Genomic DNA, 19771 nt, shown 5'->3' on the forward strand with positions numbered 1-19771 from the left:
TACTCAGAATGTCGGTCGGTGCGCTTAGCGTGCTCAGTGCGTCACGGCGGCGCTGTCGTCGTGAACCATCACCAATTCGCCGCGCAGCGAGTGAGGGTACGCGTGCACGATCTTCACGTCGACCATCTGACCGATCAGCCGTGCATGCGACGCCACCGGCGCCGGGAAATTGACGACGCGGTTGTTCTCGGTGCGGCCCGCGAGCTCGTTCGGGTCCTTGCGCGCCGGGCGCTCGACCAGAATGCGCTCGACCTTGCCGACCATCGCGTCGCTGATGCGCTGCACGTTCTCTTCGATCGTGGCCTGCAAGTGTTGCAGGCGCTTCAGCTTCACCTCGCGCGGCGTGTCGTCGTGCAGGTTCGCGGCCGGTGTGCCGGGGCGCGGGCTGTAGATGAACGAGAAGCTCGTGTCGTACTTCATCTCTTCGACGAGCGCCATCATCTTCGCGAAGTCTTCCTCGGTCTCGCCGGGGAAGCCGACGATCATGTCCGTCGACAGCGACAGATCCGGGCGGATCGCGCGCAGCTTGCGGATCACGGACTTGTATTCGAGCACGGTGTAGCCGCGCTTCATCGCCATCAGGATGCGGTCGGAGCCGTGCTGCACGGGCAGATGCAGGTGACTGACGAGCTTCGGCACCTTCGCATAAGTGTCGATCAGGCGCTGCGTGAATTCCTTCGGATGCGACGTCGTGTAGCGAATCCGTTCGATGCCGGGGATGTCCGCGACGTATTCGATCAGCGTCGCGAAGTCGGCGATCTCGGTCGAGCCCAAGGTCAGTGCGCCACCGAATTTTCCGCGATAAGCGTTCACGTTCTGGCCAAGCAGCGTGACTTCGCGCACGCCCTGGTCGGCGAGGCCGGCGATTTCGGTCAGCACGTCGTCGAGCGGACGCGACACTTCCTCGCCGCGCGTGTACGGCACGACGCAGTAGCTGCAGTACTTGCTGCAGCCTTCCATGATCGACACGAACGCGCTCGGACCTTCGACGCGCGCCGGCGGCAGGTGATCGAACTTCTCGATTTCGGGAAACGAAATATCGACCTGCGCGCGGCCGCTCGCGCGACGCTCGTCGATCATCTGCGGCAGGCGGTGCAGCGTTTGCGGACCGAACACGATATCGACGTACGGCGCGCGCGCGACGATCGATGCGCCTTCCTGGCTAGCGACGCAGCCACCCACGCCAATGATCAGATTCGGATTCGCGTCCTTCAGCTCGCGCACGCGGCCGAGGTCGGAGAAGACTTTTTCCTGCGCTTTTTCGCGCACCGAGCAGGTATTGAACAGGATCACGTCGGCGTCTTCCGGCGTGTCGGTCTTGACGAGTCCTTCAGCGGCACCGAGCACGTCGACCATCTTGTCGGAGTCGTACTCGTTCATCTGGCAGCCAAAGGTTTTTACATAAACTTTCTTGGTCATCGAATTTCGCCGGTCGCAGTGGTTAACCTGGGGGCGTCGTAAAAAGGTGAAGGAGGCCGCGGCGCGGGGCAGCGCGGCGCTTGGTGGCCGGCTTGCGCGTGTCTTTGCAGCGTAACTGCATATTATAGCCCTTCACGCTGCGGGGGTTTTAGCGCTCATCAGGCGCTCATTGGCTGCTCCAGCGGCAGTCCCAGCGGCAGTCCCAGCGGGCTTCCCGGTTGACCCGACACCTGCGCGAAGCGCTCGGCGAGGAAATCGAGCAGCGCGCGCACGCTCGCCCAAGGCGCGTGAGTCGTCAGTTGCTTGCCTCCGCCATGCTGATAACAGTGTGACGATAACTTCGTTGGGCGCGGCGAGAGCCGATGCTATCTTGCCTCCACTTACTGCTCTTGCGCCGCTGGGCGGCGCTCTGGAGGCCAATATGCATTCCCCGCTCGCGCTGGTCCGCGATCCTTCGGCCGATGGCGATACCAACGCCGCGCCGCGCTCTGCCGAACCCTTCGATGCGCTCGAACAGCTGGTCGGCGTGAATCTGGCGCGGCTGCGCGCCGAACGCCAGCTTTCGCTCGATGCGCTGGCGCGCGCGTCCGGCGTGTCGCGCGCGATGCTCGCGCAAATCGAGTCGGCGCGCAGCGTGCCGTCGATCAAAGTGCTGTGCAAGGTGGCGGCGGCGCTGAAGGTGTCGGTGGCGGCGTTCCTGCGGCGTCACGCGACCAACGGCTTCGAGCATCTGCCGGCCGAGCGTTCGGCCCGCGTGGTCAGCGCGAACGGGCGCTACTCGGTGCGCCCGCTGTATCCCGACGACGAGTCGATCGCCGCCGAGTTTCACGAGCTGCGGATCGCGCCGCTGCATACGGAGGCGGGCATTCGCCGCGCGCCGGGCACGACGGTGAATCTGGTGGTCAGCGACGGCACGCTCGAAGTCAGCGTGCACGACCAGCGCCAGCTGCTCGCGACCGGCGACGCAATCGTGTTCGACGCCGACCAGCCGCACAGCCTGCGCAATCCCGGCGACACCGAGGCGCGCGCGTTTCGCGTGACGCTGCGAGCTGAGACGCCGCCGCGCTGGGAAGTGCAGGCCGCGAGCGCCGCCCGCGATGAAGCTGCGCGCGAAGGCGTGCCGGGTTGAGAATCGACGGCATTCGAGGTTCTGGTGCAGCTCGGGGCGTCAATGCAGGGCCAACGCCCCCAGTAGGGTCTTTGTTCGTCGCGCTGCAGCGCTTGCGCGACTGTTGTATGCTTCGCCGGCCGGTCAAACCGGCAATCAGTGCGTCTTCAGGGCGGGGTGCAATTCCCCACCGGCGGTAGGCCGACAGCGCGACAGCGTGAGCCGGCAAGCCCGCGAGCGCCCGCATCGAGTGGTCTTCGCAGTAGCGGAGCTTGCGGCGGGGTCAGCAGATCTGGTCAGAAGCCAGAGCCGACGGTGATAGTCCGGATGGAAGAAGATGTGCAGATAGTCATGTGCGTTCCGCGATGCCGCCCGTAGCTTGGGCGGCTGATGATCGTCCGCTTTCGTGCGGCGTGCCAGGCGGCAGCGCGTCAGTCTGTTTGCAATGCCCTGAAACGTTTTTCGCCCCACTTTTGCGATGAGCGTTTCAACATGTCCTTTGCTACTTTTCCCGCTCCGTCGACGATTGCAGACGATGCCTTCGCCGATCTCCCTCTGCTTGCCACCGAAGCCGTTCCGCTGCGTATCGCCGCCGCCTTGCAGGCACTGCGCGAGGGTCGCGCCGTGGTGCTGCAGGACGACCACGACCGCGAGAACGAAGCCGATCTGATCGTCGCGGCCGAGCGCCTGTCGGTCGAAACGATGGCGCTCCTGATCCGCGAATGCAGCGGCATCGTGTGTCTGTGCCTGCCCGACGACAAGATCCGCGCGCTCGAGCTGCCGCCGATGGCCGTCAACAACGAAAGCCGTCACGGCACCGCGTTCACGGTGTCGATCGAAGCGCGTGAAGGCGTCAGCACCGGCGTGTCCGCGCAGGATCGCGTGACCACGATCCGCGCCGCGATCGCCGATACGGCCACGCCCGCCGACATCGTGCGCCCCGGCCACGTGTTCCCGCTGCGCGCGATGCCCGGCGGCGTGCTGGCACGGCGCGGCCACACCGAAGGCACCGTCGATCTGGCGATCCTCGCGGGCCTGAAGCCGGCCGGCGTGCTGTGCGAACTGATGAACGCCGATGGCACGATGACGCGCGGTGCGGACGTCGAACGCTTTGCCGCGCAACACGATCTGCCGATGCTGACGATCGCCGAGCTGGTCGAGTTTCGCGAGACGCTCGCGCGGGTGCGCGAGGGCGCGATGGCCGAGGCTTGACGGGCCATCCATCGAACGGCACGAGACGCCATGACGCAAAAAGCCGGTTCTTCGCAAGAAGAACCGGCTTTTTTTATCGGCGTTGCGCGAAACCGCTACGACTGCAGGTCGCCGAACTCGCCGCGCACGCCCGCGTCGATCAGCGCCGGCAGTTCATCCATATGCTTGATGATTCGCGTGATGCCCATCGCGCGCAGCGCATCCGCATAGCCGTCCGGAATATGGCTCGCGCCGACGAAGGCGATCGTCTTCATGCCGGCCGCGCGCGCCGCGTTCAGGCCCGAGACGCTGTCTTCGACGACGAGGCAGCGCGCGGGCTCGACGCCGAGCGACGTGGCCGCGAACAGATAGACATCGGGATAGGGCTTTGGCCGCGCGACCTGCTCGGCGCTGAACACCCGCTCGCCGAAAATCTGCTGCAGACCGGCCCGCCGCACCGATGCGCTCACACGTGTCATGCGGCTGTTCGACACGACTGCGGCCGGCAGCGTCACGCGCTGCAGCGCGTCGCGCACACCGTGGATCGGACCGAGCGACGCGGCGAGCGCGAGCTCGACATTGTGCTCGATCGCATCGAGGAAGTTCGCGGGCAGTGTGATGTCGAACTGCTTTTCGAGGCCGGCGAGAAAGCGCGAGGTTTGCTGGCCGAACGCGGTTTTGATGACGGGGGCGAAATCGATGCCGGGGAAGGTGGCCGTCAGCGTGTCGAACATCACGCGATCGGCGATGACTTCACTGTCGACGAGCACGCCGTCGCAGTCACAGATGAGGTGGTCGATCATGCCTGAAAAACGATAAGCGCAACGCGCGCGGGCGGCGGGTTGCGGGGCCCGCGCGCCACGGTGAAAAGCGACATCATACGTGCTTTCGGACCACGTCCTTTCGATGTTCTGCGTGCCCGCGGCCTGACGACCTTACGGTGTATCGGCCCAAGCCTTCGCCGCGCGGATCGCGCGCTGCCAGCCATCGAGGCAGGTCCTGATCTCCGCGTGCGGCCGCGCCGGTGTGAAGCGATGTTCGAGCTTCCACTGGCTCTTCAACTCGTCGATATCCTTCCAGTAGGCGACCGCGAGACCGGCCAGATAGGCGGCGCCGAGCGCGGTCGTCTCCGACACCTGGGGGCGCACCGTGTCGACGCCGAGGATGTCGGCCTGGAACTGCATCAGCAGATTGTTCGCGCAGGCGCCGCCATCCACGCGCAGCTCGCCGATGCGAATGCCCGAGTCGGCTTCCATCGCCTTCAGCACATCGAGCGATTGATACGCGATCGAATCGAGCGCCGCGCGCGCGATGTGCGCGGAGGTCGTGCCGCGCGTGAGCCCGAACAGCGTGCCACGCGCATGCGCGTTCCAGTGCGGAGCGCCGAGGCCGGCGAACGCAGGCACGAGATACACGCCGTCGCAATGCGGCACGCTGCGCGCGAGCGTTTCGATTTCGGCCGCGCTCCTGATGATGCCGAGGCCGTCGCGCAGCCACTGCACCACCGCGCCGGCGATGAAGATGCTGCCTTCGAGCGCGTAGTCGATACGCTCGCCGATCTGCCAAGCGATCGTCGTGACCAGATTGTTCTTCGATTCGATCGGTTTGGCGCCCGTGTTCATCACGAGGAAGCAGCCGGTTCCGTAGGTGTTCTTGACCATGCCGGACTCGGTGCACATCTGGCCGAACAATGCGGCGTGCTGATCGCCGGCGATGCCCGCGAGCGGAATCTTCGATGCGAACACGGTGGTCACCGTCGGTCCGTACACCTCCGACGACGGCCGCACTTCCGGCAGCATGTTGCGCGGAATGTCGAGTGCGGCGAGCAGTTCGTCGTCCCACTTCAGCGTGTGGATGTTGAACAGCATCGTGCGCGACGCGTTGGTTACGTCGGTGATGTGCAGCGCGCCCTTCGTGAAGTTCCACATGAGCCAGCTGTCGACGGTGCCGAACGCGAGCCGGCCCTGACGCGCTTTTTCGCGTGCGCCTTCGACGTTGTCGAGAATCCAGCGGATCTTGGTCGCCGAGAAGTACGAGTCGATCGGTAGACCGGTCTTCGCGCGCACGCTCGCTTCGAGACCTTGCGCTTTCAGTTCGTCGCAGAAGTCGGCGGTGCGGCGGTCCTGCCAGACGATCGCGTTGTAGATCGGGTGGCCGGTTTCCCGATCCCACACGATCGTGGTTTCGCGCTGGTTCGTGATGCCGATCGCCGCGATCGATGTGCCGTTCATGCCGGCTCGCGTTACCGCCTCGGCGGCGACGCCGGCCTGGGTCGACCAGATTTCCCGCGGATCGTGCTCGACCCAGCCAGGCTGCGGGTAGATCTGCTGGAATTCCTTTTGCGCGCTCGACACGACGTTGCCGCGCCGGTCGAACAGCATCGCGCGCGAACTGGTGGTGCCTTGGTCAAGCGCGAGGACGTACTGATCCTGCATTGTCTCTTCTCCATGCATGTTGCGGATCGCCGGATCGTTTGGCCGGCGATGCGAGCGGCGTGTTGTTGTGAGCGAGCCGCCATAGTTTGAGGGTGCGTGCCGGCGTCGTCCAGCCGAAGCTGCGGTGGGTGGCCGGCTCCGCTCGCCGGGTGTCGTCTGCCGCGTCGCCTAGGCGCTCTGCCGGACCGGTTCACGCGCGAACCATGTGTCGATGTCGCGCGTGACATGCTCGAGCGTGTCCGGCTCGACATGCAGGCCGAGCTTCGAGCGCCGCCACAGCACGTCCTGCGCGGTGCGCGCCCATTCGGTATCGCGCAGATAAATCAGCTCTGCTTCGTGCAGACCCGGCGCGAACTCGCGACCGAGCTCGGCGCGCGAGTGCGCCGAGCCGATCACGCGATTCGCGCGCGTGCCATACGCGCGCGCGAGCCGATGCGCGAGCGATGCCGGCAGCCACGCATGTTCGCGCGAGAACTCGCCGAGGAAGCGATTGAAGTTCGCCTGCGCGATGTCGCCGCCCGGCAGCGGCGCGTCGGCGGTCCACGCGGGCGCGCCGTGGTGCAGCGCGTCGGTGAGCGTATCGACGGCCTGCTCGGCGAGCTTGCGAAACGTCGTGATCTTGCCGCCAAACACCGACAGCAGCGGCGCCTCGTTCGCGGGCGCATCGAGTTCGAGCGAGTAGTCGCGCGTGAGCGCCGACGGATTGTCCGCGCTCTCGTCCTCCAGCAGCGGGCGTACGCCCGAATAGCTCCAGCGCACGTCGGCGGGCGAGATCTTCTGCCTGAAGTAGCGGTTGATCGAATCGCACAGGTACTGCGTTTCGTTAGCGTCGATCGCGACTTGCGACGGGTCGCCGCGATATTCGAGGTCGGTCGTGCCGATCAGCGTGTAGTCGTGCTCGTAGGGAATCGCGAAGATGATCCGCTTGTCCGGGTTCTGAAAGATGTACGCGTGGTCGTGCTCGAACAGGCGCCGCGTGACGATGTGGCTGCCCTTGACGAGCCGCACGCTATGCGACGACGGCCGGCCGAGCGCGCCTTGCAGCAGCTCGCCGACCCACGGGCCCGCCGCGTTCGCGATCGCGGCGGCCCGCGCGTCGAGAGTCGTGCCGTCCGCGCGTTGCAGTTGCGCGCGCCACTCGCCGCCGGCGCGCACTGCGTTGAGCAGCTTCGTGCGCGTGAGGATCGTCGCGCCGCGCTCGTGCGCGTCGAGCGCGTTCAGCACGACGAGGCGCGCGTCGTTGACCCAGCCGTCCGAATAAATGAAGCCGCGCTTGATCGTGTCGACGAGCGGCGCGCCGGCCGGATGCCGGCTCATCACGATGCCGCGCGAGCCCGGCAGCAGTTCGCGTTTAGCCAGATGGTCGTACAGGAAAAGACCCGCGCGGATCAGCCACGCGGGGCGCAACTCGGGCATGTGCGGCATCACGAAGCGCAGCGGCCAGATGATGTGCGGCGCCGCGCGCAGCAGCGTTTCGCGCTCCTGCAGCGCCTTGCGCACGAGCCCGAACTCGCGGTACTCGAGGTAGCGCAGCCCGCCGTGGATCAGCTTGGTGCTCGCCGACGACGTGTGCGCGGCCAGATCGTCCCGCTCGCACAGCAGCACCGACAGGCCGCGGCCAGCCGCGTCGCGGGCGATGCCGGCGCCGTTGATCCCGCCACCGACGACGAGCAAATCGTATTTCGTGCGTTGCGTCACCTGCCGAGCCCTCCTGGATCGAATCTGGAAGTCAGTTGGAAAGCTAATTGAACGAATCATGTTCGTTTTCGAACTTTAAGGAACATATTCGAAAAAGTAAAGTTCGCTTGATTTGAACGAACGTGGATCGAATGGCGACCGAGTGGCGTAACGCGCGAGCGCGGACGATACTCTTGGCAGCAGCCATTTCGAGGTGATGAATGCGAGGATTTTTGATGATCGGCGCTGCCGCGCTTCTGGCAGGATGCGTGAGTACGCCGAGTCTGGAAGGGACGAGGGGCGCGACGTCGTTCGAGGCGTTGCAGAAGATGTGCTCGCCGCAGACCGTCGACTACGGCCACGACGCGCAGATCGTCTACGAGACGTTCTTCGATGCGTATGTGGCGAACCGGCGCGGCCGGCTGTCGAACGACGACTTCTGCGCGTTCCAGGCGTCGATCGCGCAGCGCCATGCGAGCGAGGGGACAAGCAGCGATCCGAAGGTGCGCAACCAGTGGGTCGAGTTCTTCAACGAGCAGCGCGCAAGGGCGCTCAGCTGGCGGGCGACTGTCGATCCGACCTTGCGTAGCGGCTAAGTGGCAGCGGGTTGACCGGTGGGCACGACGCTCGCGCCGTCTGCCAGGCGCACCGGTTCACTTTTGCGGCGCCAACGCTCCGCGCCACAGCATGCGCAGGATCTGCGCGAACACCGCTTCGCGCGACGGCTCATGTGCGCCGTCGTCGGCGGAATCGGCCTGTCGTGCCGCCGGCGGCGGCAACTGGTTCGCGAGCGCGAGCATCGTGAAGCCGTGCAGGCTCGTCCAGTACGCGTAGCCGATCAGACGCGGATCGCCTTCGAGAACACCCGCCTCGACGAGCCGCTCGAAGTGCGCTTCCAGCAGGCGCCACGCGCGTTGCGACGCCGCGGCCAGCTCGGGGTAAGCGCCTTGCTGTTGCGGCGTCTGATCGAACATCAAACGATAGGCGTGCGGCTCATCGAGCGCGAAGTCGACATAGGCCCGGCTGACGGCGCTGTGATCGATGGCGGGGGCATTCGCGGGGATCGCTTTCGCGGCCGCTTCGAGGCGCGCGGCGAAGCGGTTGAACGCGGCGGCGCGGACCATCGCCAGAATTTCTTCCTTGTCGCGGAAATAGCGATACGGTGTCATCGCGCTGCAGCCGAGCTCCTTCGCCAGCTCGCGCATCGTCACGCCTTGTGCGCCGCGGGTCGCAAACGCGTTTTCCGCGACGCGTCGCATCGCTTCGCGAAACTGCTGGATGTCGTCGGCGGAGAGCGTCTTGGGCATGCGCGAGGGCGGGAAGTCCGTCGCGTGAATTTACTGTGTAAATGAGATGCGCACAACAAAGGGCCGCAAAGGCGGCCCGCTGTCAACTGCAGCGAAAACTCACGAATAACGTTTGATGGCCCGCAATGCGGTGTCGCCGGTTTCCGTCACGCGCCATTCTTCGTTGCCCGATGCGAGGCGTTCGAGTTGCACCAGTTGGCGTTCGAGCAACGCATCGAGTTCTTCTCGGTCCATTTCGACCTGGTTGGGGGCGTCCTTGACGAGCAACAACGTGGCGAATTCATGCGGACTCAGCATCGTTCTCTCCATGTCAGCAAATTGCGGACAGCCTTGCAGTCGACCGGTAGGCCGGGGCGGGGGTCCGCTAAAGATCAGGGCGGGAGGTACGGCTTACACGACAGATTCAGACAACCGACGCCGTGCGAAACTCGCAACGTACGCTGGGGAACTGGAGTGTAGGCGAGCACCGATGAAACGCCAACCTGGTCCCCGTAAATTTTCCATTTGACAATTGGCCGCGCGATAGGCGGTCCGGCCCTGCAGCCAAATTCTTGATTTCACGCGAGGTTTTGCGTGCACCGCAGCATGGCGGAGAACGCCTGGAATTATCCGGCGATGTAGATTTGACAATTCGCGGCGTTCAGAGCCTCGGCCATGTCGGCGGGTGGGGCGGCGTCGGTGAACAGCGCGTCGATCTGCTCGAGATGTCCCTGGCGAACTAGCGCGGGACGACCAAACTTGGAGTGATCGGCGGCGAGGAAAACGGTGCGCGCGTGCTCGATGATCGCCTCGGCGACACGCACTTCGCGCGTATCGAAATCGCGCAGCGTACCGTCCGTTTCGATGCTCGACGTGCCGATGATAGCGAAGTCGACCTTGAACTGGCGGATGAAGTCGATCGCCAGTTCCCCGACGATGCCCTTGTCCCACGGTCGCACGATGCCGCCCGTCACCAGCACTTCGCAGTCCGGGTAGCCGCTCATCATGCTCGCGACGTTCAGATTGTTCGTGATCACGCGCAAGCCGCGGTGGCGGTTCAGCGCGCGTGCCACCTCCTCGGTGGTCGTGCCGAGGTTGATGAACAGCGATGCCTGGTCCGGAATGTGAGTGGCCACCAGCGCCGCGATGCGTCGCTTCTCTTCATGGAACATGCGCTGGCGCGCGGTGTAGGAGACGTTCTCGGAACTGGTCGGCAGACTGGCGCCGCCGTGATAGCGGCGCAGCAGGTTCATATCGGCGAGCCAGTTGACGTCGCGGCGGATCGTCTGCGGGGTGACGTCGAAGTGGCTCGCGAGGTCGTCCACGGTCACGAAGCCGTCGCGTTGCACCCACTCCAGCAATTCCTGTTGCCGGGCGTTGAGAGTCAGGCGGGGGTCTCGTGTCATGTGTGGTGTGTCGTGGCTCTTGTGTCGGCGTGGTCCGTCGCCGTCTCAAGCGGCTGGCCAAAAGCCGGCCGTCGACGAACGCGGTTGCGGCTATTGTAAGACCATCGCGCCTCTTGTCCGCCAGCTGGCGCAGTCCGCTGGAATTCGCCGCGAGCACTCCGGATTTGCTCAATCCCCTCATTCAGGCGCATTCCGCATTTATTCATTTGATAAATGAATTTGTTTTTTGGCGCGCTTCGCGATGCAATCCAGGGTTTCGCGATTTACCTGCTTTACAACCTTTCCCCTGATGTCCGGCGACTTTTTCGTGCCGGCCGCGCTTTCGAGAGTGTTCGACATGACTGGCTTCAGCAACTGGCAAAACCCTTATCCGACGCAACGTCTGCCCGTATTCGCACGCAACATCGTTTCGACCTCGCACCCGCTCGCCGCACAGGCCGGGCTGCGCATGCTGTGGAAAGGCGGCAATGCCGTCGATGCGGCCATCGCGGCCGCCGCCGCGATCACGGTGGTCGAGCCGGTGTCGTGCGGCCTGGGCGGCGACGCGTTCGCGCTCGTGTGGGACGGCAAGAAGCTGCATGGTCTGAACGCGTCGGGCGTAGCGCCGGCCGCGTGGAACGTCGATTACTTCAAGCGCAAATACGGCGAGGAAAACGGCCTCGCGCAGCAGCCGAAGCGCGGCTGGGATGCGGTCACCGTGCCGGGTGTGATCGCCGGCTGGGAAGCGCTGCACCAGAAGTTCGGCAAGCTGCCGTTCGCCGAGCTGATGGAGCCGGCCATCGAAATCGCCGAGCGCGGTCACGCGGTGGCGAGCATCGTCGCTTACAAGTGGGCAGCCGCGGTGCCGGAGCTGAAGGACCAGCCGGGCTTCGCGCAAACCTTCATGCCGCGCGGCCGCGCGCCCGAGGTCAGCGAGATGGTGCGCTTCCCCGGTCACGCGAAGACGCTGCGCCTCATCGCCGAGCAAGGCCCGCGCGCGTTCTACGAAGGCGAGATCGCCGAGCGGATCGCCGCGTTCGCGCGCGCAGGCGGCGGCGCGCTGAGCGCCGACGATCTGCGCAACTACCGCGCTGACTGGGTCGAGCCGATCGGCAAGGACTATCGCGGCTACACCGTGCACGAGATTCCGCCGAACGGCCAGGGCATCGCGGCGCTGGTTGCGCTCGGCATCCTGGAAAAGTTCGACGTGAAGTCGCTAAAGGTCGACAGCGTCGAGTCGCAGCATCTGCAGATCGAAGCGATGAAGCTCGCGTTTGCCGATGTGTATCGCTACGTCGCCGATCCGCGTTCGATGGAAGTCACGCCCGAGCAGATGCTCGACGACGCGTATCTGAGTTCACGCGCGAAGCTGATCGATCCGAAGCGCGCGACGCACTTCGACTTCGGCATGCCGAAGTCGGGCGGCACGATCTACCTGTCGGCCGCGGACGAGAGCGGCATGATGGTCAGCTTCATCCAGTCGAACTACATGGGCTTCGGCTCGGGTGTCGTGGTGCCCGACAGCGGCATCGCGCTGCAGAACCGCGGCTGCGGCTTTTCGATGGACCCGAAGTCGCCGAACGTCGTCGAGGGCGGCAAGCGGCCGTTCCACACGATCATTCCGGCATTCCTCACGCAGCAGGTGAACGGCCAGCAGGAAGCGGTGATGAGCTTCGGCGTGATGGGCGGCGACATGCAGCCGCAAGGTCATCTGCAGACCGTGGTGCGCATGCTCGACTACGGACAGCAGCCGCAGGCCGCGTGCGATGCGCCGCGCTGGAAGGTCAACCGCGACTTCACGGTCGATATCGAGTCGACGCTCGATCCGAAGACCACCGAGGGCCTGCAGAAGCTCGGCCACACGATCAAGTCGGTCGACGATCCGTACATGGACTTCGGCTCCGGCCAGTTCGTCTGGAAGCTCGATCGCAACGAGCCGGAGCGCGGCTACGTGGCGGCCAGCGACAGCCGCCGCGACGGTCTGGCGGCCGGCTTCTAGGCCACGACGAGGCAACGCGCGGAGCTGAGCTGACACCGGAGCTCAGCTCAGACACCCGGGCAACAGGCGACGAACGCGCGGCATTCCGTATGCCGCGCCAATGCGCGCCCACCAGCCGCCTCGCCGATGCAGGCGAAGCCGCGCCCGACACAGCTTTCACGCAGCAGACACGCAGGAGACCATCATGAACACCCCCGCATCGCATTCGACAAGCGCTTCCCCTCACGCCGCGCCGCTTTCGAAAGCGATGGTGCGGCGGATCGTTTTCTCGTCGTCGATTGGCAACGCGCTCGAGTGGTTCGACTTCCTGGTTTATGGCTACTTTGCGACGATCATCGCGAAACAGTTCTTCCCGATGCAGGACGAGTGGCTGTCGACGCTGCTCGCGATCGCCACCTTCGGCATCTCGTTCCTGATGCGCCCTCTCGGCGCGATCGTGCTCGGCGTGTACGGCGACCGCAAGGGGCGCAAAGCGGCGCTGACGCTCGCGATCGCGCTGATGATGGTCGGTACTTTCACGATGGCCGTGATGCCGCCGTTTTCGACGATCGGTCTCGCGGCGCCGCTGCTGGTGCTGTTCGCGCGGCTCGTGCAGGGCTTCGCGGTCGGCGGCGAGTTCGGCAGCGCGACCGCGTTCATGGTCGAACACAGCGCGACGCGGCGCGGCTACTACGCGAGCTGGCAGTTCGCGAGCCAGGGTCTCGCGGCGATCACCGCGGCCGCCTTCGGTTCGCTGCTGACCGCGTGGCTGCCGGCCGAGCATCTGAACAGCTGGGGCTGGCGTGTGCCGTTCGGGTTCGGTCTGCTGGTCGGGCCGGTCGGCTACTACATCCGCTCGCATCTGGACGAGACGCCCGAATTCCTCGCATTGCGTGAAGAGCGGGCGGCTAGCGAAGCGGCCGGCGAACACAAGGTCCTGAACGGATCGAAGGACGCGTCGTTCTCGAATCAGTGGGTCAACCTGCTGCTCGCGATCGGCATTGTTGCGCAGTCGACGGTCGGGGTGTACGTGCTGCAGCTCTATATGCCGCTCTACGCGGTCAAGCAGCTGCATATGGCGGCGGCCGCCTCGTTCGGCGTGGTCGTGCTGAACGGCGGCATGCAGTTCATCTTCTCGCCGATCATGGGCGCGCTGTCCGATCGCATCGGCCGAATTCGTATCATGCTGAGCACGTCGATCCTGATGGGCCTGCTGATCTATCCGATGTTCGCATGGTTGCAGACACATCCGACGATTGGCTGGCTGCTCGTGCTGCAAGGCGTCGCCGGTATTTTCAAGGCCTCGTACTCGGGGCCGATGCCCGCGCTGATGTCGGAGATCTTCCCGACCCAGGTACGCTCGACTGGCCTTTCAATCGGCTACAGCATCGGCGTGACGATCTTCGGCGGCTTCGCGCCGACCATCGTCGAAACCTTCATTCATCTGACCGGCGACAAACTCGCGCCGAGTTATTACGTGCTGCTTGCGGCGGTGCTTTCGGGCGCATCGCTGATCATCGTCGCGCTGCGCATGCGTCGTGTGCGTCCCGTCTCGGGCGAGGTACAACCTGCCTGAGGAGGAGGGGGCCGCCTGGGGCGCCCGTGTCCACAATCCGCCGGACGTGGTGTGTGTCCGAAAAGCCAGCCTTTTGGGCTGGTTTTTTTTTGCCTTGCAGACATCGTTTTTAATCCGCTGCAAGATTTCGACTATCTTGGAATCGGAACTGCGTCGTTGCGGCATGGTCTGTGCTGTGTGAACTGCATGGTCGGATATCTCCGGCTAACATGCAGAGTACAAGGGCCCAACTCTAATTCACGGCGTTGTATCCGGCACGGAGAACATCACGGCGAGCGCGGGGGCGGTTGCGAAGAACTCCACGGGTCGGTACAGCATGGGAGCAAGACACAATGCACACGGAGCTGAACCATGTCATGCCCTGGCGGATCGAGGACATCGATCTGACGCGCATCGACCGGCAGAAGGCCGCGGCCAACGAAGACCTGCTGCTGTTGTTGTGCGCGGCATCGTTCATCGAAAGCGGCACTGATCTCTACACCAGCAATCTGAGTACATTTTTCAACGACGACCCGGAGGTCTCGGCCTGGCTCAACCACGAGTGGGAGCCCGAGGAAATGCAGCACGGCCGGGCGCTGCAGACCTATATCGCGTATGTATGGCCCGAGTTCGACTGGCATGCCGCGTTCCGCAATTTCATGGACGAGTATTCGCTGACTTGCTCGGTCGACGATTTCGAAAAGACCCGCGCCTTGGAGATGGTCGCGCGTTGCGTCGTCGAAACGGGTACCGCGACGCTGTATCGAGCGATCAACGAATGCTCGGATGAGCCGGTGCTCAAGCAGATCACCGACAACATCCGCACCGACGAAGTCCGTCATTACAAGCACTTTTTCAGGTACTTCAAGAAGTACAACCGGATCGAGGGCAACGGCCGGCTCGCGGTGCTCGGCGCGTTGATGCGCCGCGTGATGGAAATCAAGAACGAAGATTCGGAGATCGCATTGCGCCACGTGTTCGCGATTCGCTATCCGGAGCGCGTGCACGACTCCGCATATAACCGCGAGCGCGCGGCGCGCATCAATAAGCTGGTGCGGCGCAATCTGTCCGCCGACATGTGCGTGAAGATGCTGCTCAAGCCGCTCGATCTGCCGGCGCGCATTCAGCCGGGTGTGCATTATCCGCTCGCGAAGATCACGCAGCATGTGTTCTTTCGCTGAGCCTTGAAAGCGAATCAAAGAGCACAGCCCGCATCAGCCCGCATCAGCGGGCTTTGCTTTTTTCGAGGCATGATTGAGCTTTACCCACTACTTCGACTGGATCGATGGCATGAGCGATTCCTCCTCCGCATCACCGTCCGCGCGTCCGCTCGAACAGAATGTGTTCGACGAATGGCCGGCCAACGTGCGCGCGTTGTTCGACGGTTCGTCGCTTGCGGACAAGGTGGGTTTCACCGCGTCGCTGTTGAGCGTCGATGCGAACGGGCACGTGCGCACATCGCTGTTGAGCGTCGGCGAACTCTATGCACCCGACTCGCGCACGCTGTGCATTGCGCTATGGCCGCAGGCGCGCGCGACGGGCGCGATTGCGCAAAGCGGGCGCGCGGCGCTGAGCTTTGTATGCGATGCGGCGTTCTATCAGGTGCAATTGCGTATCGCGCCGCTGCCCGGTGTTGCGGGCGATGACAGCGGCCTCGTCTATCTGCTCGGCTCGATCGACACAGCGGAAGCGCAAAGCGTCCGTTATGCGCGCCTGACGGGCGGCATCACGTTCGAATTGCAGGGAGAGGGGAGTGCAGTGCTCGAGCGATGGGAACAGCAGATCGAGCATTTGAAGCGGGCTGCCGCCGCGAGCAGCCGTTAGTCTTCGAGCAGGGAAGCGCTAACGGCTGGTACGCACGCTGGCAGCCCTTAGGCCGAGCGACGCTTAACGGCCGCGGTCGCCGTTGCGCGACGGTTGCGCGCCACGCGTCGCATCGTTGCGCTTCACGCCGCCGCCGAGCAACGCGCCCGGATTGCCGTTGGGCGAACGATTGCCTTGAGGCTTGCGCGGCGCGTGGTGCGCGGGAGCGCCATCATGCGCGGCGGCACGCGGCCGATCGTCCTGCCGCTGAGTATCGCGACGCGGCTGACCGCCATTGCCGGCCGGCTTCGCACCTTGCGGCCGCGGCGCGGGCTGAGCGTTCGACGCACGCTGTCCCGAACGCTGACCGGAGCCTTGAGCCGGCTTGGCCGATGCGCCACCACCAGCAGCGCCGTCACGACGCCCCGTGCCTTGTCCCTGGCGCTGTGAACGCCCGCCGCCACCCTGGCCGCGTCGCTGGATCGGCTCCGGCTTCGCGCTCGGGTCCGGCTCGAAACCGGCGATAACTTCCTGCGGGACCGGCCGCTTGATCAGCTTCTCGATGTCCTTCAGCAACTGCAGTTCATCGACGCACACGAGCGACACCGCCTCGCCCGTCGCGCCCGCGCGACCCGTGCGGCCGATGCGGTGCACGTAGTCTTCTGGCACGTTCGGCAGATCGAAGTTGACCACGTGCGGCAGCTGATCGATATCGATGCCGCGTGCGGCGATGTCGGTTGCCACCAGCACCTGCAGCGTGCCGTCCTTGAACTCGGCAAGCGCGCGCGTGCGGGCCGATTGGCTCTTGTTGCCGTGGATCGCGAGCGCGCTGATGCCGTCCTTCGTCAGCTGCTCGGCGAGGCGGTTCGCGCCGTGCTTGGTGCGCGTGAACACGAGCACCTGGAACCAGTTGTGCTGCCGGATCAGATGAGTGAGCAGCTCGCGCTTGCGGTCGCGATCGACCGGGTGAATCTTTTGCGCGACCGTTTCGGCCGTCGTGTTGCGGCGCGCGACTTCGATCAGCGCCGGTGAATCGAGCAGGCTGTCGGCGAGCGCCTTGATCTCGTCGGAGAAGGTTGCCGAGAACAGCAGGTTCTGCCGCTTCGGCGGCAGCTTCGCGAGCACGCGCTTGATGTCGTGGATGAAACCCATGTCGAGCATGCGGTCCGCTTCGTCGAGTACGAGAATCTCGAGATGCGACAGGTCGATGGTCTTCTGCTGCATGTGATCGAGCAGACGGCCCGGCGTCGCGACGACGATGTCAACGCCGCGCTTGAGCGCATCGATCTGCGGATTGATGCCGACACCGCCGAACATCACGGTCGACTTCAGCTTCAGATACTTGCCGTACGCACGCACGCTTTCTTCGACCTGCGCGGCGAGTTCGCGCGTCGGCGTGAGGATCAGCGCGTGCACCACGCGCTTGCCGCCGGCGGCCGGCGACATCGAATTCAGGCGCTGCAGGATCGGCAGCGTGAAGCCGGCGGTCTTGCCGGTGCCGGTTTGCGCGCCGGCGAGCAGATCGCCGCCGTTGAGCACGGCCGGGATCGCCTGAGTCTGGATCGGAGTCGGGCTGGTATAGCCGAGTTCATTGACAGCGCGGACCAGCGGTTCGGACAAGCCGAGGGAATCAAAAGACATAGAAGCTCTTTGCAATGCAGTTTCGCGAACGGCCCCGCTGAGCCCATAGGGCCCCAACGCGGAAAAACCAGCGCGGCATCGACACGCCCGCATGGCGTGTGCGAGGCCGCAGCCCGGTTCCGTTCACGGAGAAATCGGCGGCACGCTCACAGATGTGCCGAATGTTTCAACGCGCTATGCAGACACGTCGACTGGCCTTAAGTTGCAATTCGTCGCCGTGGAACGTCACGCGACATAGCGCGCGACACTGACGAATTGACACAGACTGCCCGCCAGTACGAACAGGTGCCAGATACCATGTCCGTGGCGGATGCGCTCGTCGTTGATGAAGAAATAGATGCCGGCGCTGTAGATGACGCCGCCGGCCACGAGCCACGCGGTACCCGCGGCCGGCAATGCCTGCACCAGCGGGCGGACAGCTACGAGCGCGAGCCATCCCATCAACACATACAGCACCATCGACACGCTGCGGGTGCGTCGCCCGAGCGTGAGTTCCTGCACGATGCCGAGGGCAGCGAGCCCCCAGCTCACGCCGAATAGCGACCAGCCCCACGGTCCACGCAACGTGACGAGCGTGAACGGCGTGTAACTGCCGGCGATCAGCAGGTAGATCGCCGAATGATCGCATTTCTGCAGAATCGCCTTCAGTCGCGCATGGCTGACGCTGTGATACAGCGTCGAGATCGCATACAGCACGAACAGCATCGCACCATACACGCTGAAGCTGACGACCTTGTACGCGTCGCCGGCGAGCGCGCCCATCGTGACGAGCGCCGCCAGCCCCACCACCGACAGCACGGCGCCGACGAGATGGGTAATGCTGTTCAAACGCTCACCAAAGGGCACGACTCTTTCCTCCTGCACGGTCCCACGAAGGCGACCACCAACCCAAACAGGCCCACATGATACCGGTCCTGAAAAAACGAAGGGCGCGGCCGCGAAACTCGCAGGCCGCGCCCAGGGTACGTGAAACCCTGCTTAGTCGAGCGGCGCCGAACGCAACTCGGCCACTTGCTGTGGCGACACGGCCGTACCGTGGTTGCCCCAAGACATACGGATGTACGTCACGACCGCTGCGACTTCCTGATTCGACAGAGACTGTGCGAACGGCGGCATGCCGTACGGATGCGGGTTCGCGTCCGTGCTCGGCGGATAACCACCGTTCAGCACCATGCGGATCGGGTTGACCGCCGACGGCATCTGGATCGACTGGTTATTCGCGAGCGGCGGGAATGCCGGCGGCCGGCCGAGACCATTGTCTTCGTGACACTTCGCGCAGTTGTCAGCGTAGATCTTCTGACCTTGCTTCAGCAGTTCGCCGCCGAACTTTTCCGAGGTTTCGAGCTGCAGCGGTTCCGGTGCTTCGCTCTTCTGCGGAATCGTCTTCAGGTACGTCGCCATCGCGTTGATGTCTTCGGCCGACAGATACTGCAGGCTGTTGTGAACCACTTCGGCCATCGGACCGAACACCGCGCCGCGGCTCGACACGCCGGTCTTCAGCAGATCGGCGATGTCCCTCAGGTCCCAGTCGCCGAGGCCGGCTTCCTTGTTCGACGTCAGCGACGGCGCATACCAGTTCTGCAGCGGAATCAGACCGCCCGCGAACGCCGCCGAGCTGACGGGGCCGCCCATCGCGTTGATCGACGTATGGCACATGCCGCAGTGGCCGAGGCCTTCGACCAGATACGCACCGCGGTTCCATTCTACCGACTTGGTCGGGTCCGGCTTGAACTCGCCTTCACGGAAGAACAGCGTGCGCCAGCCGATCAGCATGTTGCGCTGGTTGAACGGGAATTTCAGTTCGTGCGGACGGCTCGGTACGTTGACCGGCGCGACCGAGCGCAGGTACGCGTAGATCGCGTCGGAGTCGGCGCGCGTGACCTTCGTGTAGCTCGTGAACGGGAAGCCCGGATAGAGCAGGCTGCCATCTTTCGAGCGGCCGGTGTGCATCGCGCGATAGAAGTCGTCCTGGGTCCACTTGCCGATGCCGTACTGGTCGTCTGGCGTGATGTTCGGCGTGAACATCGTGCCGAACGGCGTGGCCATCGGCAGGCCGCCGGCGAACGGCTGTCCGCCGCGCACGGTGTGGCAGGCGATACAGTCGCCCGCGCGGGCGAGGTACTCGCCCTTCTTGATCAGGTCGGCCTGGTCCGCGGGCGTTGCCGCGACGGCCGCGCCGCTGCTATGCAGATGGTCGCCGCCCGACCACAGGACGGGAACGAGTGCGGCGGCCGCGACCACGACGACTGCCGAGAGGGCGAACAAAGACTTGCGTTTCATTTGAATGTCTCTC

General features: G+C 64.6%; 17 protein-coding genes and 1 riboswitch. Of the genes, 7 read left to right on the top strand and 10 right to left on the bottom strand.

Annotated elements, in window-relative coordinates:
- Window positions 1-33 precede the first annotated feature (33 nt).
- Window positions 34-1419 carry a tRNA (N6-isopentenyl adenosine(37)-C2)-methylthiotransferase MiaB gene (gene miaB / locus QFZ91_RS17750; RefSeq protein ID WP_176121803.1) on the bottom strand — a complete coding sequence of 462 codons (1386 nt, stop codon included), beginning with the start codon at window positions 1417-1419 and terminating at the stop codon, window positions 34-36.
- Between the two features lie 421 nt (window positions 1420-1840).
- On the opposite strand from miaB, the gene QFZ91_RS17755 reads away from it, so the two are divergent.
- Together QFZ91_RS17755 and ribB are read left to right on the top strand one after the other, a co-directional pair.
- A complete protein-coding gene (locus QFZ91_RS17755; RefSeq protein WP_176365614.1) occupies window positions 1841-2548 on the top strand; it encodes a helix-turn-helix domain-containing protein in 708 nt (235 codons plus the stop codon).
- Between the two features lie 138 nt (window positions 2549-2686).
- Window positions 2687-2870: riboswitch (FMN riboswitch) on the top strand.
- A 149-nt stretch (window positions 2871-3019) separates the two neighbouring features.
- The gene (gene ribB / locus QFZ91_RS17760; protein WP_429567944.1) at window positions 3020-3739 is read left to right on the top strand and encodes a 3,4-dihydroxy-2-butanone-4-phosphate synthase; all 720 of its coding nucleotides are present in this window, start codon (window positions 3020-3022) and stop codon (window positions 3737-3739) included.
- A gap of 95 nt (window positions 3740-3834) precedes the next feature.
- Here ribB and QFZ91_RS17765 read toward each other — a convergent pair whose 3' ends face one another.
- The 3 genes from QFZ91_RS17765 to glpD form a co-directional block, all read right to left on the bottom strand.
- The gene (locus QFZ91_RS17765; protein WP_429567945.1) at window positions 3835-4521 is read right to left on the bottom strand and encodes an HAD family hydrolase; all 687 of its coding nucleotides are present in this window, start codon (window positions 4519-4521) and stop codon (window positions 3835-3837) included.
- Between the two features lie 132 nt (window positions 4522-4653).
- Window positions 4654-6153 (bottom strand): glycerol kinase GlpK, encoded by a 1500-nt coding sequence (gene glpK / locus QFZ91_RS17770; RefSeq protein WP_429567946.1) that lies wholly within the window; start codon window positions 6151-6153, stop codon window positions 4654-4656.
- 168 nt (window positions 6154-6321) lie between these two features.
- A complete protein-coding gene (gene glpD, locus QFZ91_RS17775) occupies window positions 6322-7851 on the bottom strand; it encodes a glycerol-3-phosphate dehydrogenase (protein WP_429567947.1) in 1530 nt (509 codons plus the stop codon).
- Window positions 7852-8066: 215 nt separating this feature from the next.
- Here glpD and QFZ91_RS17780 point away from each other — a divergent pair, with 215 nt between their 5' ends.
- On the top strand, window positions 8067-8426 hold the full coding sequence (locus QFZ91_RS17780; RefSeq protein WP_246391772.1) for a hypothetical protein: 360 nt from the start codon (window positions 8067-8069) through the stop codon (window positions 8424-8426).
- 57 nt (window positions 8427-8483) lie between these two features.
- Here the strand turns inward: QFZ91_RS17780 and QFZ91_RS17785 are convergent, their stop codons facing one another.
- The 3 genes from QFZ91_RS17785 to QFZ91_RS17795 form a co-directional block, all read right to left on the bottom strand.
- The gene (locus QFZ91_RS17785; RefSeq protein ID WP_176380875.1) at window positions 8484-9137 is read right to left on the bottom strand and encodes a TetR/AcrR family transcriptional regulator; all 654 of its coding nucleotides are present in this window, start codon (window positions 9135-9137) and stop codon (window positions 8484-8486) included.
- A 99-nt stretch (window positions 9138-9236) separates the two neighbouring features.
- Complete coding sequence (locus tag QFZ91_RS17790; protein ID WP_013090475.1) at window positions 9237-9434, bottom strand: hypothetical protein; 198 nt, start codon at window positions 9432-9434, stop codon at window positions 9237-9239.
- Window positions 9435-9742: 308 nt separating this feature from the next.
- Window positions 9743-10522 carry a DeoR/GlpR family DNA-binding transcription regulator gene (locus tag QFZ91_RS17795; RefSeq protein WP_176121795.1) on the bottom strand — a complete coding sequence of 260 codons (780 nt, stop codon included), beginning with the start codon at window positions 10520-10522 and terminating at the stop codon, window positions 9743-9745.
- Between the two features lie 337 nt (window positions 10523-10859).
- Here QFZ91_RS17795 and ggt point away from each other — a divergent pair, with 337 nt between their 5' ends.
- The 4 genes from ggt (at window position 10860) to QFZ91_RS17815 (ending at window position 15858) form a co-directional block, all read left to right on the top strand.
- Window positions 10860-12500, top strand: coding sequence for a gamma-glutamyltransferase (ggt, locus tag QFZ91_RS17800; protein ID WP_429568658.1), 1641 nt, complete (start codon window positions 10860-10862; stop codon window positions 12498-12500).
- Window positions 12501-12684: 184 nt separating this feature from the next.
- Window positions 12685-14055 carry an MFS transporter gene (locus QFZ91_RS17805; RefSeq protein ID WP_429567948.1) on the top strand — a complete coding sequence of 457 codons (1371 nt, stop codon included), beginning with the start codon at window positions 12685-12687 and terminating at the stop codon, window positions 14053-14055.
- A 332-nt stretch (window positions 14056-14387) separates the two neighbouring features.
- Entirely contained in the window at window positions 14388-15215 is an 828-nt protein-coding gene (locus tag QFZ91_RS17810; protein WP_429567949.1) for a ferritin-like domain-containing protein, read from the top strand.
- Window positions 15216-15324: 109 nt separating this feature from the next.
- Window positions 15325-15858 carry a hypothetical protein gene (locus QFZ91_RS17815; protein ID WP_176121791.1) on the top strand — a complete coding sequence of 178 codons (534 nt, stop codon included), beginning with the start codon at window positions 15325-15327 and terminating at the stop codon, window positions 15856-15858.
- A gap of 63 nt (window positions 15859-15921) precedes the next feature.
- On the opposite strand, the gene QFZ91_RS17820 is transcribed toward QFZ91_RS17815, so the two are convergent.
- The 3 genes from QFZ91_RS17820 to QFZ91_RS17830 form a co-directional block, all read right to left on the bottom strand.
- Window positions 15922-17478 carry a DEAD/DEAH box helicase gene (locus tag QFZ91_RS17820; RefSeq protein WP_429567950.1) on the bottom strand — a complete coding sequence of 519 codons (1557 nt, stop codon included), beginning with the start codon at window positions 17476-17478 and terminating at the stop codon, window positions 15922-15924.
- Between the two features lie 225 nt (window positions 17479-17703).
- Window positions 17704-18324: a PAQR family membrane homeostasis protein TrhA gene (trhA, locus tag QFZ91_RS17825; protein WP_176105111.1), complete on the bottom strand. Its 621-nt coding sequence runs from the start codon at window positions 18322-18324 to the stop codon at window positions 17704-17706.
- A 132-nt stretch (window positions 18325-18456) separates the two neighbouring features.
- A complete protein-coding gene (locus QFZ91_RS17830; RefSeq protein ID WP_176380869.1) occupies window positions 18457-19758 on the bottom strand; it encodes a c-type cytochrome in 1302 nt (433 codons plus the stop codon).
- Window positions 19759-19771: the final 13 nt, after the last annotated feature.

The sequence above is a fragment of the Paraburkholderia sp. JPY419 genome, from assembly GCF_050435705.1.
GTDB lineage: Bacteria > Pseudomonadota > Gammaproteobacteria > Burkholderiales > Burkholderiaceae > Paraburkholderia > Paraburkholderia youngii.